Consider the following 13,228-nt stretch of genomic DNA (forward strand, 5'->3'; position numbering starts at 1 on the left):
AATTCCATATTATCGGGTACACCATCCAATATCGCGGGGAGGAACCTCCCCGCGAGCGATAACTCAAAATCGATTATTGATAATCGATAGTGAAATTGATCGTTGACTGGAATGCACCCGCGGTTACGGTAGTGGTAGAACCGCTTGCTGCCGCTTCCGCTTTCAGGAAGGCCACGAAAGGAATGGTGTTAGTACCATCGACCAGGGTGACCGGCGTGGTCTGCGCGCCCCAGGTCACAGTCTGGCTAGCGCTGTCTTTCAGGCCGATACCTGCACCAGATGCGGTACCAGAAGTAAAGGCAGCCAGAGTAGGATCGTTCGGGTTAACCGAAGTCGGGGTATAGGAAACAACGGCGCTGCTGGCGATGGTGGTATCGCAATACTGCAGCTCGATGTTTTTGGTTTCAGTTGCCTGACCACCGCCTTGCAGCAGGGAAACTGGAACCTGACCAAAATCAACGGTTACCGGGCTGGACGACGGCGCTAAACCACACGCGGTATTCACCAGCTCACCCTGAAGCTCAATCTGACCATTAGTGGTATCAGCCAGTGCAGACATTGAGCCGAGAGCAGCAGTTAATGCCACAGCCATAGCAACTTTATTCAGTTTCATAGAAAATTCCTGCGTTATAAATTTTTATCCTAAAGAGTAAGGAGCTATAAAATTGCTGAGTTATACTCTCATAACAATTTGCAGCCCTCCGCATCACCGAAAAATCCGTTTCAATAATTAGACTATTAATTAATATTAATAATTTAATTAAAGCCAGATCCCCTGGTCGACAAAAATACTAACAAATCATTTTTTAGGTAAAAAGAGATACATTTACAAAGGAATTAAAAAAAGATTTAACCTCGCGAACAATGCCACCATAGGAAATTAACTCGCAGAATGCTGAGATATATCCTAAAAACAAATTACGCCAGGTGATTAATAGAGGATAAACGAAAGATGTTGATGGTAAGAGAATTGTAACACAGATCACATTTTATTAACAAAGCCCCTTTTCTGCTACACGCAACGGTGAAAAGTAGACGGAATAAGGGAAATAACGCGAGGCGTACGACGCCGGTGAAAACGGATGTCTCCCCGTCTATACCATCGACCTGCATTCGCCAGTATAGCCTTTTCCGCTGCGACCTCCTCCTCCGGCATACCGCCGCTGCTTCTTGTTTTCCTGACCTGAAGACTCCGTTATCATGCGGCTCATGAGTCAATAAACAAAAATGCACAGTTTCACGGGAACCGATGAGCGATAGCGCGACGTCATGAAAACAATAAACTCCGCTAACTCATTAAAACTGGATTTGACCCTATATATCTTGACGCCCACACCCCGATGATGCAGCAGTACCCTTCATCAAGGGTTAACCTGTTCAAATTGAGGAATAAAGTAATTGCTAAGTAAGTTCTGGCCTACTGATGGTATACATTTTTGGGAATATGAGTGCGGTTTGATAGAAGCAGGTAACTAACTCTTCAAAAGAGCAAAAAACCACATATTGGTTATTTACTCACCTTCGCTCAATAGATACACTATTTACAGGGATTTACAACTACATAAGGAAAAAAGTACATGGCTATTCCGGGTAATATGTGGCTCTATGACGATGGGGGAGCACTAATCAAAGGCGGTTGTGATGTTGCAGACAGGGAATTCAGTATAGAGTTTAAAGGGTTTCACCATAATCTTTCTATTCCCACTGATAATGCTACTGGCAAACCTACCGGCACTCGTCAGCACTCACCAATGATCATCGTTAAAGAATTCGACTATTCCAGCCCATACCTCTACAAAGCAGTTGCTACTGGTCAGAACCTGAAATCTGCTGAAATCAAATGGTATAAAATCAGCGATGCTGGTCAGGAAGTGGAATACTTCAATATGCTACTTGAAGGAGTTCGAATCGTATCAATATCTCCTACAATGGCTTCCCCAGAAGACAAGAACAACAACCATCTTGAATCTGTGGAGCTAAGGTATGAGAAAATCACCTGGAAACATTGTGATGGAAACATAATTTTCACCGATGCCTGGAATGAACGGCAAACAGCCTAATAGGTGATTGAATGGATACGACAGAAGAACTAAACGGAACCTACTTCTACCACGGACAATCGAACCTGTCAGCAGGTGAACTATTTGATGTGATTTTCCTTGAGCAATTTTGTGATGAACTTGGAATTGGCATTGAGTCAGGTGCTGCTATCCTCGCTGGGCAACCGTGGTTAAAAACCAGAACGAAACCGGGAGAGGCAATAAAAGGGACAAGTGTTATTTCCAGGTATGGTAGAATGCTTTTACGAAATGCACAAACTCCTTTTGGTATTAGAGTTCCTACACCAGTTGGTGTAAGAATGAGAAAAACAAATAATCTTGCCGCAGTCATAGCACGATATGTTCCGTGGTTAGGCTGGGTTGGTCTTGTCAATTCAATTTACCAAGTATCAAGGAAAACTCAGGCAAAATACAACCTAATAGCACGCCCTAAAGATCGTATACAATGGACATCCTTTTGATGGATACAATTCAACAAGAGGTGTTAGCACTCTTCCGTGAAGAGATCCCCGGATATTTAGACAGCAATTGGAAAGAAATCCCTTTAGAACTTGATTCTGATTTATTTGAAGCTCCGGGTGATGACCTGCATGAAGCTTTGAATAAATTTGAAAAAAATTTTAATATAGATTTATCAAAAGTTAAATGGTCGTATTATTTTCCTTGGGAGAATACTCCGTTACTAACACGGTGGTTTAAATTAAAAAGGGAAGATGTAGAAAGGAGTCGTAAACCTTTAACTGTAAAAATGTTTGCCGAATCAGCAAAAGCAGGAAAATGGCTTTATGACTGAGTGGACGATGGTGTTATTTATTTTAAATAACAGGAAATATAGATGAAAGCATTACACACTTAAAGAAGACAAAGATTCTGGAGATTTTTATCTTTTTGCAAGAGATATGCACCGAAAGGTGCAGAATATTAATGCACTCTGGTTTCAAAAAAATACATGCAAAAAATGTATAAATCAGGCAATATAGGGAACCGTTTCTCATGTGTCACTGAACAACAATTTAACTTACGATGAAAAATAATAAGTTTCATCTATAATCATCAACCGACCATTGGCGAATATCACATCATGGATAAAAAAATTAAATTAGGTATGGAGATAGTGTTATTTGTAGCTGCTCTTGTAGGAATATGCGCCTACTTCTTTCCCAAAACTCCAGATGCGCACAAGAGTGATGACATCATTGGCATATGGACATCAGATTATTCATATGATAGTGCAGGAATTACAATTAGGGTAAATGGAGAGACATCATACTTTTCTAATGGAAAATACAATGTTAATGCTGATATGTCTTTTCAACCAGATAGCACAACTATCATAACCTTTGCTATTAATGGTGCTGGAGATTGGAATATTCATAATAAAGAACTAATAACAACACTTAATACTTTGAAGTCTATTCCCGCAAAAATGGTTTATAAAGGGAAGGTGTTGGGATCTCAAGATTTTGATATGATGGAAAGAATTTCCAATCAAAAACTTAAGACCATAGAAGATTTCACAGCGCCTGGAGCAAGTCAGTCTTACATTATAAAAAATGATGACCATGACAAAAAGTTATTAGAAGCTATAAATCCCTTTGGCAAAAACTTCAACATAGAGATGTATAGAAAAAAGTAGGATCTTTCATGAGACTGTAATTTAAATTGTGTATCTGCCTGTTTTTGATATGTTCATCCCAACAATGGAGACAGGCAAATTATGGACGAAAACAAACTTAAGGCGCTGACTGCCGAACTGGCTAAAGGCCTCAAAACCAAAGCTGACTTAAACCAGTTTTCCCGTATGCTGACGGATTTAACCCTCGAAACAGCACCCAATGCTGAACCCTGGCATGAGAAAAACGCGCCCAAAAAAGGCTTTAATACACGCAATGGCTACTCGTCAAAAACCCTGCTTTGCGATAGTGAGCAAACACCTCATTAATAATGAGTTATGAAGCCTCTGTTTCTCGCTTAACCCTATTGGGATTTCTTTTGGTAGCGCTCATGGTCTGAACCAATACCCTGGCGGCTTCACGGGCTTGATCGAGCCTCGGATAACCAGAAACATTTCCTACTTTCACTTTTAGGACCGAACTCGGTTTCTTATCTTCTTTCACATCACGAGCATCGGAAGGCACTCTTCTCTGGATTACATATGTTTTTTTCGTCAAACTTACCTTCACCCCGAATCCCACAGGAGCGTCCCTGTGATCATCAAAGACTGTGTAAGGTTTTTGGTCAGGGTAACTTCGAAAACAATTTTTCCTGGATCACTAAGAGCAGGCTTCAAAATTATGATTAACTTATTGATAATAAAAGATTGATTCAGGGTTGTTCTCTAAGCACCACTACCATTTGTAGCTCAAGAATGATTAGAGGGTAACTTATCGCGTTCTGAGCTACAAGTGAGCTACAAATTTGTGGGTTCATGTGAGTTTTACAGGGGTTTAAATGTGCCACATGAGTACTCGAAAGAATTAAAAAATGAGTAAAATCAATATGAATGAAGAAATTGATAAGGACTTCTCTAACCACACCCCGATGATGCAGCAGTATCTCAAGCTGAAAGCCCAGCACCCGGAGATTCTGCTGTTTTACCGAATGGGTGATTTTTACGAACTGTTCTATGACGATGCGAAACGCGCATCGCAGCTGCTGGATATCTCGCTGACGAAGCGCGGCGCTTCCGCGGGCGAACCGATTCCGATGGCCGGGATCCCCCATCACGCGGTAGAGAACTATCTGGCTAAGCTGGTTAATCAGGGCGAGTCGGTGGCCATTTGCGAACAGATTGGCGATCCGGCAACCACCAAAGGGCCGGTTGAACGCAAAGTCGTCCGCATTGTGACTCCGGGTACCATCAGCGATGAAGCGCTGCTGCAGGAACGCCAGGACAATCTGCTGGCCGCCATCTGGCAGGACAGTAAAGGTTTTGGCTACGCCACCCTCGATATCAGCTCCGGACGTTTTCGCCTGAGCGAACCCGCTGACCGCGAAACGATGGCGGCGGAGCTCCAGCGCACCAACCCCGCCGAGCTGCTGTACGCGGAGGATTTTGCCGAGTCGTCGCTGATTGAGGGCCGCCGCGGCCTGCGCCGCCGTCCGCTGTGGGAATTTGAAATCGACACCGCGCGCCAGCAGCTCAATCTCCAGTTTGGCACGCACGATCTGGTTGGTTTCGGCGTTGAAAACGCCCCGCGCGGCCTGTGCGCCGCCGGCTGCCTGCTGCAATACGTCAAAGACACCCAGCGCACGTCATTGCCGCATATCCGCTCCATCACGATGGAGCGCCAGCAGGACAGCATCATTATGGATGCGGCCACCCGCCGCAATCTGGAGATCACCCAGAACCTGGCCGGCGGCTTTGATAATACGCTGGCCTCGGTGCTCGACTGCACCGTGACCCCTATGGGCAGCCGTATGCTTAAGCGCTGGCTGCATATGCCGGCGCGCGACACCGCCGTGCTGGTAGAGCGCCAGCAGACCATCGGCGCGCTGCAGGAACATTACACCGAGCTGCAGCCGGTACTGCGCCAGGTCGGAGACCTCGAACGTATTCTGGCGCGCCTGGCGCTGCGCACCGCCCGCCCTCGCGATTTAGCGCGTATGCGTCACGCTTTCCAGCAACTGCCGGCACTGCGCGCGATGCTGGGGGACGTCGACTGTGCGCCAGTACAGCGGCTCCGGGAAAAGATGGGGGAATTTAGCGAGCTGCGTGAACTGCTGGAACGGGCGATTATCGATGCGCCGCCGGTACTGGTTCGCGACGGCGGCGTTATCGCCCCCGGCTATAACGCGGAACTCGATGAGTGGCGCGGGCTGGCCGATGGCGCGACCGATTACCTCGACAGACTGGAAGTTCGCGAGCGCGAGCGCCTGGGGCTGGACACGCTGAAGGTAGGCTACAACGCCGTCCACGGCTACTACATCCAGATTAGCCGCGGTCAGAGCCAGCATGCGCCGATCCACTACGTCCGTCGCCAGACCCTCAAGAACGCCGAGCGCTATATTATTCCTGAGCTGAAGGAGTATGAAGACAAAGTGCTGACCTCCAAAGGGAAGGCGCTGGCGCTGGAAAAGCAGCTGTACGATGAACTTTTCGATATGCTGCTGCCGCATCTTGGCGATCTGCAGCTGAGCGCCAGCGCGCTGGCGGAGCTCGATGTGCTGGTGAACCTCGCCGAGCGCGCGGAGACCCTCAACTACTGCTGCCCGACCTTTAGCGATAAGCCGGGTATTCGTATCAGCGAAGGCCGCCATCCGGTGGTTGAGCAGGTTCTGAAAGAGCCGTTCATCGCTAACCCGCTGCACCTCGCCCCGCAGCGGAGAATGCTGATTATCACCGGCCCGAATATGGGCGGTAAAAGTACCTATATGCGTCAGACCGCGCTGATCGCCCTGCTGGCGTATATCGGCAGCTACGTTCCGGCGGAAAAAGTCGACATCGGCCCCATCGATCGTATTTTCACCCGCGTCGGCGCGGCGGATGACCTGGCCAGCGGCCGCTCAACCTTTATGGTAGAGATGACCGAAACCGCCAATATTCTGCATAACGCCACCGAGCATAGCCTGGTGCTGATGGATGAAATCGGTCGTGGCACCTCGACCTACGATGGCCTGTCGCTGGCGTGGGCCTGCGCGGAAAATCTGGCGAACAAGATTAAGGCCCTGACCCTGTTTGCCACCCACTACTTCGAGCTGACCCAGCTGCCGGAGAAAATGGAAGGCGTGGCCAACGTCCATCTTGATGCTCTGGAGCACGGCGACACCATCGCCTTCATGCACAGCGTGCAGGATGGCGCGGCCAGTAAGAGCTACGGTCTGGCGGTTGCCGCGCTGGCCGGTGTGCCGAAAGAGGTGATTAAACGCGCGCGGCAGAAGCTGCGCGAGCTGGAAAGCATTGCGCCGAGCGCTGCCGCCACGCAGGTGGACGGTACCCAGATGTCGCTGCTTTCCGCTCCGGAAGAGACCTCGCCCGCGGTTGAAGCGCTGGAGAATCTTGACCCGGATTCGCTGACTCCGCGCCAGGCGCTGGAGTGGATCTATCGCCTGAAGAGCCTGGTGTAGTTCTCGTTTAACGTGAAAAAACGGCAGCGCCCTGCGGTGCTGCCGTTTTAACAAATGCAAACTGGGTGCGAGAGGATGCATCCTGACAACCAATACGCGGGGTTGCCCCCGCGCTGATGCTATTTCTTCGATTCGTAAGCGAGAACAGCTTTAAACTCCATACTACGCTCTTTAATACTGAGTTCGCACAGCGAGCTGCGCACCAAAAGCGTAAATCCCAGTACCGTAATACACAGTACGACGATTGCCACAAGGGCATATTTTGTTAGCATGTCTTGCCTCCCTGCAAAGAAGAGACTAACATCTGAATTGTTAGGGTTCATACGCCAGCCTCGGTTGATAGAAATATCTTCTGGGGCTTTCGTCTATCTGACTCCTTGTCAATGCTCAAAGCCAGATAGCCTCAAGCACCCGCCGCTATTCTATATTTTCCCGGCCGCGAAACTTATCGGTAATTTATCAAACCCGTTGATTTTATTATAAACTGGAAGAAGGCTCGCAAACGTATCTGCTCTATTAACCTTTTATGCAATTTGAAAATTTAATTAATAAATATTTTGCATTGATTAACTAAATATAAAAAGGCCCGACTAAGCGGGCCCGTTGATTTTAGCGTTTATCTTCCGCCAGCAGCGGCGGAATATGAGGCACCATTGGCGCGTCATCGATATCCTTTTGGGTCATGCGGAACGCTTCCGGATAATGTTCCCGGCTGGTGCGGCGTAGCGGTTCAGTATTCCGCCAGGTGTAGAAACAGTGCTGGCACTGGAATACCGTCCAGACATCTTTTACCGGCGATGTTGCCAGCACTTCAATATGTTCATCGGCGCAGCGTGGACAAATCATCTTCTTCTCCTTATTTACGGTTGGCCAGCATGGCGGTCAGTTTTTCAGCCCAGGCTTTGGTTTCAGGAAGATCCTGTACCGGCTGGCTGTAGTGGCCGCGCAGATCGGGCGCAACCGGCGTGGTGGCGTCGATAATCAGTTTGTCGGTGATCCCCGCCGGGCTGGAGCCTGGATCAAGCTCCAGGACCGACATATTCGGCAGCTGCACCAGGTCACCCGCCGGGTTGACCTTCGACGACAGCGCCCACATCACCTGCGGCAGGTTGAACGGGTCGACGTCTTCATCAACCATGATCACCATCTTCACGTAGCCCAGGCCGTGCGGCGTGGTCATCGCCCGCAGACCCACCGCGCGGGCAAAGCCGCCGTAGCGTTTTTTGGTGGAGATAATCGCCAGCAGGCCGTGGGTGTACATCGCGTTGACGGCCTGCACCTCCGGGAACTCGGCCTTCAGCTGCTGATACAGCGGTACGCAGGTGGCCGGGCCCATCAGGTAGTCGATCTCGGTCCACGGCATACCGAGATAGAGGGACTCGAAAATCGGCTTGCTGCGGTAGGAAACCTTATCGATACGCACCACCGTCATATTACGGCCGCCCGAGTAGTGGCCGGTAAATTCGCCGAACGGGCCTTCAATTTCGCGCTTGCGGCTTTCAATCACCCCTTCGAGGATCACCTCTGACCCCCACGGTACGTCGAAGCCGGTCAGCGGCGCGGTGGCGATTGGGTACGGGCTTTCACGCAGCGCGCCGGCCATCTCATATTCCGACTGATCGTATTTCAGCGGCGTGGCGCCCATCAGGGTGATAATCGGATCGTTACCCAGGGTAATGGCAATCGGCAGGTCTTCACCGCGCTCTTCCGCTTTGTGCAGATGCAGAGCGATATCGTGCATAGGTACCGGCTGCAGGCCGAGTTTACGTTTGCCCTTCACCTCCATACGGTAAATGCCGACGTTTTGCTTACCAAAATTGTCCGGGTCGAGAGGATCGCGAGAAACCACGCAGGCTTTGTCGAGATAAAAGCCGCCGTCGCCGTCATTGAGACGGAACAGGGGCAGAATATCGAACAGATTAATCGCCTCGCCGTCGACGGTATTTTCCGCCCACGCCGGGTTTGCCCGCCGCTCCGGCGTTACCGGGAATTTATCCCAACGACGAATAAATTCGTCGATCTGATTTTTCACCGGCGTATTCGGCGGCAGCCCCAGCGAGATAGCGTGGTTCTGCCAGGAACCGATGGTGTTCATTGCCACGCGCGCATCGGTAAAACCGCGAATATTGTCAAACCACAGCGCGGGAGCGCCATCGCCGATGCGCCCGGTCGCGTTTGCCGCCGCGGCCAGATCCGGCTCCGCGTTCACTTCTTCGCTAATTTTCAGCAGTTGCCCCTGGTCGTCCAGCGCCTGCAAAAAGCTGCGCAAATCATCAAAAGCCATTATTCATTCTCCTGTGATACATTCTCTACCGCCCGCAACCCGCTCCAGCGGCGCGCTTTGTGATACTCCAGACCGAACTGATCCAGCACCCGCGTGACAACGTGGTCAGTGACGTCCTCAATGGTTTTGGGATGGTTGTAATAAGCGGGCATGGGCGGCACCATCGCCACCCCCATGCGTGACAGGGCCAGCATGTTTTCCAGATGGATCGTGCTCAACGGCATTTCACGCGGCACCAGCACCAGCTTACGCCCCTCTTTCAGCACCACGTCCGCGGCCCGCCCCACCAGCCCCTCGGCATAACCGGCACGGATACCCGCCAGCGTTTTCATACTGCAGGGGATAACGATCATGCCGTCGGTACGAAATGAACCCGATGAGATAACGGCGGCCTGGTCCGCCGGACTGTGCGAGAAATCGGCCAGCGCAGCCACTTCACGGGCGCTGTAAGGCGTTTCCAGCTCAATGGTGGTTTTGGCCCACTTTGACATCACCAGATGCGTTTCCACTTCCGACATCTCTCGAAGCGCTTTGAGCAGCGCCACGCCCAGCGGAGCACCCGTCGCTCCGGTCATCCCTACAATTAGCTTCATCATCGCCTCACAATTGTTCGTATACGAACGTTTTTATTAAAACTACGCTTGATGAGCTTTTCGTGCAAGTGCGTTCGTACACGGCCGCATTTTTCATCAAAACAGGAAAAATGCTAAAACCCCTCCCGAACGGCTATCATAGAACCGACGGTTTGATTACGGAGTTGTCATGGAGTTAAAAAACGAGGCGTTTCACCTGCTACGCCAGCTTTTTCAGCAGCACACCGCCCGCTGGCAGCTTGAACTGCCGGACCTCACCAAACCGCAGTATGCGGTGATGCGTTCCATTGCCGAACATCCCGGCATTGAACAGGTGACGCTAACGGAAGCGGCGGTCAGCACAAAAGCGACGCTGGCGGAGATGCTGAGCCGAATGGAGAGCCGCGGTCTGGTTCGTCGCGAACACGATCCGGCGGACAAACGCCGTCGGTTTGTCTATTTAACCGCAGAAGGCGAAGCGCTACTGGCAAGCTCAATGCCGCTGGGTAACGCCGTTGATGAAGAATTTTTAGGTCGGCTGAACGATGAAGAGCGCCAGCAGTTTTCGCAAATCATCCACAAGCTGATAGCGCGAGAGCCCAATTAACCCAGGCGCTCGCGGAGAAAATCAATAAACGCCCGGACCCTGACGGGAACGTGCTGCGCGTCCGGGTAAACCGCGTACACCCCCTGGCGCGGAAAGCTAAACGCCGGCATTACCTTCACCAGCGCGCTGTCTGCCAGCGCAGCGGCCACCAGCCATTCGGGCAGCAGCGCGATGCCGCTGCCCGCCAGCGCAAAGGCCATCAGCGCGCTGGCGCTATCTGCCGACAGCCGCGGCGCCTGTTTAATCTCGAAGGCGATGCTCTCCTCATCGGGCCCGGTAAGCCGCCAGCGGAGCGGTGCGGTCAGACGTTCATGAATAATCCACGCCGCGTGGGCCAGCTCCTCAAGCGTCTTTACAGGATGCTGCGCCAGCCATGATGGGGCAGCAACCGGGACGATGGCAAAACGCGATATCAGCGCCGCGCGGTAGCGCGAATCCGCCAGCGTCCCGAGGCGAATCGCCACGTCAAACCGTTCGGAGATTAAATCCGCGTGGTGAGAAGAAGAAACATGGCGCACGCGGAGCGCTGGATGCCGCTGGCTGAACTCCGCCAGCGCCGGGATAATCACCTGCGCGCCATATTCTGGCGTCGTTGTGATCCGCAGTTCACCGCTCAACCCCACGTGGCTGCCCCGGACGTCGTCCTGCAGGTTTTCCGCCGCTTTCAGCAGCGCGACCCCGCGATGATAGAAGAGCGAACCGGCTTCCGTCAGCGTCAGCCGACGGGTCGATCGCAACAGCAGCGTAACCCCCAGCTCGCTCTCCAGCTGGCGAATGTTGAAACTCACCACCGCCTTGGTCTGCCCCAGCGCCGTCGCCGCCGCGGTAAAACTTCCGCTATCGACCACCGCTACAAACATGTTCATCCGCTGCAGGTTCAGCATCGCGCCGCCAATTGTCAAAAAATTTCAGACAGTATATCTCCGAATGTCGTGTTTATTCGCCCTGACGCTGAGGTTTACAGTAGCGGCCTTCACGGGGGGTTTAATCAATGACGTATCGCAGCAAGGTCGCAACCGTTTTTCTGCTGGGTTTCTTTCTCGACTTAATCAATATGTTCATCGCCAGCGTCGCCTTTCCGGCGATGAGCCGGACGCTGCACGCGTCGGTGGGCGAACTGGCGTGGGTCAGCAATGGCTATATTGCCGGACTCACGCTGGTACTGCCATTTAGCGCCTGGCTCAGCCAGCAGTTTGGTACCCGGCGGGTATTCCTGCTTTCGCTCAGCATATTTAGCTTTGGGGCTCTGGCCGCAGGAATGGCCGACTCGTTGACCAGCCTTGTCATGTGGCGCGCCCTGCAGGGGATGGGCGGCGGACTATTGATTCCGCTAGGCCAGTCGCTAACCTGGCAACAGTTCAGGCCTCATGAGCGGGCGAAACTTTCCGCCGCGGTGATGCTGGTCGGGCTGCTGGCGCCGGCGTGCTCGCCGGCGATCGGCGGGGTGCTGGTGCAGTCGCTCAGCTGGCGCTGGGTTTTCTTTGCCAGCCTGCCGATCGCGCTGCTGACGTTCGGACTGGCAGCGCTGTGGATTAAGGATGAGAGACGCGTCGCGCGGCCGGGGGGACTCCTGCGTCTCTCGCTACTGCGCGATCCGCTGCTGCGCTTTTCAATGCTGGTCTATCTCTGCGTGCCGGGGACTTTTATTGGCATCAATGTCGTCGGGATGTTTTATTTACAAAGCGTGACGGGGATGTCGCCCTCCGCCATCGGCGCCCTGATGCTTCCGTGGTCGCTGGCCTCGTTTGTGGCGATCGCGACGACCGGCCGCTATTTCAATCGTCTCGGCCCCCGCCCGCTTATCGCGGTCGGCTGCCTTCTCCAGGCTGTCGGGATCGTCACCCTGGCTGGCGTCAATGCGCATACCGCCAGCAGTATGCTAATCGCGGCATTTATATTCATGGGCGCAGGCGGCAGCCTGTGCAGCAGTACGGCCCAGAGCAGCGCGTTTCTGAATGTGGCGAACGGCGATATGCCGGACGCCAGCGCGCTGTGGAATCTTAACCGCCAGCTCAGTTTCCTGATGGGATCTGCGCTACTGGCAGCCTTACTGAGCGCCTTTTTGCTTTACTGGCCAACGCCGCAGGCGTGGCGTGGCGTATTTATCGCCGCCGCCGCGTTGACCCTGGCGCCGCTGCTGGGCTGCCTTACCTTCGATAACCGGGCGATAATCATGCGCCTGCACGGTAAAATGGAGAACAAATGAATCGCTATATTGCGGAAGTTATTGCGGCCCACGTGGCTATAGAAAACTGGCTGAATCAGGGGGACGGGAGCGCCGACGCGCTGATGCGTCGCTTTAGCCCGGACTTTACCATGATCCCGATAAACGGTATGCGCATGGATCATCAGGCGGTCAGCGCCTTTTTTCACGGGGCTCGCGCCAGCCGTCCGGGCTTAAAGATTGTCGTCGATAGTGCCGCCATACTTGCCGAATGGCGCGATGGCGCAGCGGTGAGCTACCGGGAAACACACGCTCTCCCAGGCAAAGCGGAAACCGCGCGCTGGTCGACGGTTCTTTTCCGTCTGCAGGAAGAGAAAATCATCTGGCGGCACCTCCACGAGACGGCGATCGCGTAAGCGACGGAGGCCCAAAAAAGAAAAAGGCCCAATCAAAGGATTGAGCCTTTTTTAAGAA

Annotated in this window: 14 protein-coding genes and 2 pseudogenes; 9 read left to right on the top strand and 7 right to left on the bottom strand. The window is 52.4% G+C overall.

What is annotated here, in order from left to right; genetic code table 11:
- Positions 1-73: 73 nt before the first annotated feature.
- Positions 74-613 (bottom strand): fimbrial protein, encoded by a 540-nt coding sequence (locus ABLU67_RS12020; protein ID WP_004124241.1) that lies wholly within the window; start codon positions 611-613, stop codon positions 74-76.
- A gap of 964 nt (positions 614-1,577) precedes the next feature.
- Here ABLU67_RS12020 and ABLU67_RS12025 point away from each other — a divergent pair.
- The 5 genes and pseudogenes from ABLU67_RS12025 to ABLU67_RS12045 form a co-directional block, all read left to right on the top strand.
- Positions 1,578-2,060 (top strand): Hcp family type VI secretion system effector, encoded by a 483-nt coding sequence (locus tag ABLU67_RS12025; protein ID WP_000997079.1) that lies wholly within the window; start codon positions 1,578-1,580, stop codon positions 2,058-2,060.
- An 11-nt stretch (positions 2,061-2,071) separates the two neighbouring features.
- Positions 2,072-2,521 (top strand): STM2901 family protein, encoded by a 450-nt coding sequence (locus ABLU67_RS12030; protein ID WP_128334997.1) that lies wholly within the window; start codon positions 2,072-2,074, stop codon positions 2,519-2,521.
- Positions 2,506-2,853: a DUF1493 family protein gene (locus ABLU67_RS12035; RefSeq protein WP_128334996.1), complete on the top strand. Its 348-nt coding sequence runs from the start codon at positions 2,506-2,508 to the stop codon at positions 2,851-2,853. The genes ABLU67_RS12030 and ABLU67_RS12035 overlap by 16 nt, the downstream gene beginning before the upstream one ends.
- 288 nt (positions 2,854-3,141) lie before the next feature.
- Complete coding sequence (locus ABLU67_RS12040) at positions 3,142-3,696, top strand: hypothetical protein (RefSeq protein ID WP_064358556.1); 555 nt, start codon at positions 3,142-3,144, stop codon at positions 3,694-3,696.
- An 81-nt stretch (positions 3,697-3,777) separates the two neighbouring features.
- Positions 3,778-3,981, top strand: a pseudogene (locus ABLU67_RS12045) (IS256 family transposase); the annotation flags it as partial.
- Between the two features lie 31 nt (positions 3,982-4,012).
- On the opposite strand, the pseudogene ABLU67_RS12050 reads toward ABLU67_RS12045, so the two are convergent.
- Positions 4,013-4,389: pseudogene (locus ABLU67_RS12050) on the bottom strand (integrase); the annotation flags it as partial.
- 170 nt (positions 4,390-4,559) lie between these two features.
- Between ABLU67_RS12050 and mutS the strand changes: the two are divergent.
- Positions 4,560-7,127: a DNA mismatch repair protein MutS gene (mutS, locus tag ABLU67_RS12055; RefSeq protein WP_128334709.1), complete on the top strand. Its 2,568-nt coding sequence runs from the start codon at positions 4,560-4,562 to the stop codon at positions 7,125-7,127.
- Between the two features lie 119 nt (positions 7,128-7,246).
- Here the strand turns inward: mutS and ABLU67_RS12060 are convergent, their stop codons facing one another.
- From ABLU67_RS12060 to ABLU67_RS12075, 4 genes are all read right to left on the bottom strand, one after another.
- Positions 7,247-7,399 (bottom strand): Hok/Gef family protein, encoded by a 153-nt coding sequence (locus ABLU67_RS12060; protein WP_009651623.1) that lies wholly within the window; start codon positions 7,397-7,399, stop codon positions 7,247-7,249.
- Between the two features lie 337 nt (positions 7,400-7,736).
- Positions 7,737-7,973: a non-oxidative hydroxyarylic acid decarboxylases subunit D gene (locus tag ABLU67_RS12065; RefSeq protein WP_004853596.1), complete on the bottom strand. Its 237-nt coding sequence runs from the start codon at positions 7,971-7,973 to the stop codon at positions 7,737-7,739.
- A 10-nt stretch (positions 7,974-7,983) separates the two neighbouring features.
- On the bottom strand, positions 7,984-9,411 hold the full coding sequence (locus ABLU67_RS12070) for a non-oxidative hydroxyarylic acid decarboxylases subunit C (RefSeq protein ID WP_004853598.1): 1,428 nt from the start codon (positions 9,409-9,411) through the stop codon (positions 7,984-7,986).
- Positions 9,411-10,004 carry a non-oxidative hydroxyarylic acid decarboxylases subunit B gene (locus ABLU67_RS12075; RefSeq protein ID WP_102803719.1) on the bottom strand — a complete coding sequence of 198 codons (594 nt, stop codon included), beginning with the start codon at positions 10,002-10,004 and terminating at the stop codon, positions 9,411-9,413. Before ABLU67_RS12075 ends, ABLU67_RS12070 begins: the two co-directional genes overlap by 1 nt.
- Before the next feature lie 169 nt (positions 10,005-10,173).
- On the opposite strand from ABLU67_RS12075, the gene ABLU67_RS12080 reads away from it, so the two are divergent.
- The gene (locus tag ABLU67_RS12080) at positions 10,174-10,590 is read left to right on the top strand and encodes a MarR family transcriptional regulator (protein ID WP_004853601.1); all 417 of its coding nucleotides are present in this window, start codon (positions 10,174-10,176) and stop codon (positions 10,588-10,590) included.
- Here the strand turns inward: ABLU67_RS12080 and ABLU67_RS12085 are convergent.
- Positions 10,587-11,474 (bottom strand): LysR family transcriptional regulator, encoded by an 888-nt coding sequence (locus tag ABLU67_RS12085; RefSeq protein ID WP_128334710.1) that lies wholly within the window; start codon positions 11,472-11,474, stop codon positions 10,587-10,589. The two genes, ABLU67_RS12080 and ABLU67_RS12085, sit on opposite strands and share 4 nt — an antisense overlap.
- A gap of 107 nt (positions 11,475-11,581) precedes the next feature.
- Here ABLU67_RS12085 and ABLU67_RS12090 point away from each other — a divergent pair, with 107 nt between their 5' ends.
- A complete protein-coding gene (locus ABLU67_RS12090; protein WP_048260277.1) occupies positions 11,582-12,796 on the top strand; it encodes an MFS transporter in 1,215 nt (404 codons plus the stop codon).
- Positions 12,793-13,170 (top strand): DUF4440 domain-containing protein, encoded by a 378-nt coding sequence (locus ABLU67_RS12095; protein WP_032751032.1) that lies wholly within the window; start codon positions 12,793-12,795, stop codon positions 13,168-13,170. Before ABLU67_RS12090 ends, ABLU67_RS12095 begins: the two co-directional genes overlap by 4 nt.
- The last annotated feature ends 58 nt before the right edge of the window (positions 13,171-13,228 follow it).

Origin of the sequence: Klebsiella sp. GN_Kp190, from assembly GCF_040061795.1 — a bacterium.
In the GTDB taxonomy this organism is placed as follows: Bacteria; Pseudomonadota; Gammaproteobacteria; order Enterobacterales; family Enterobacteriaceae; genus Klebsiella; species Klebsiella michiganensis.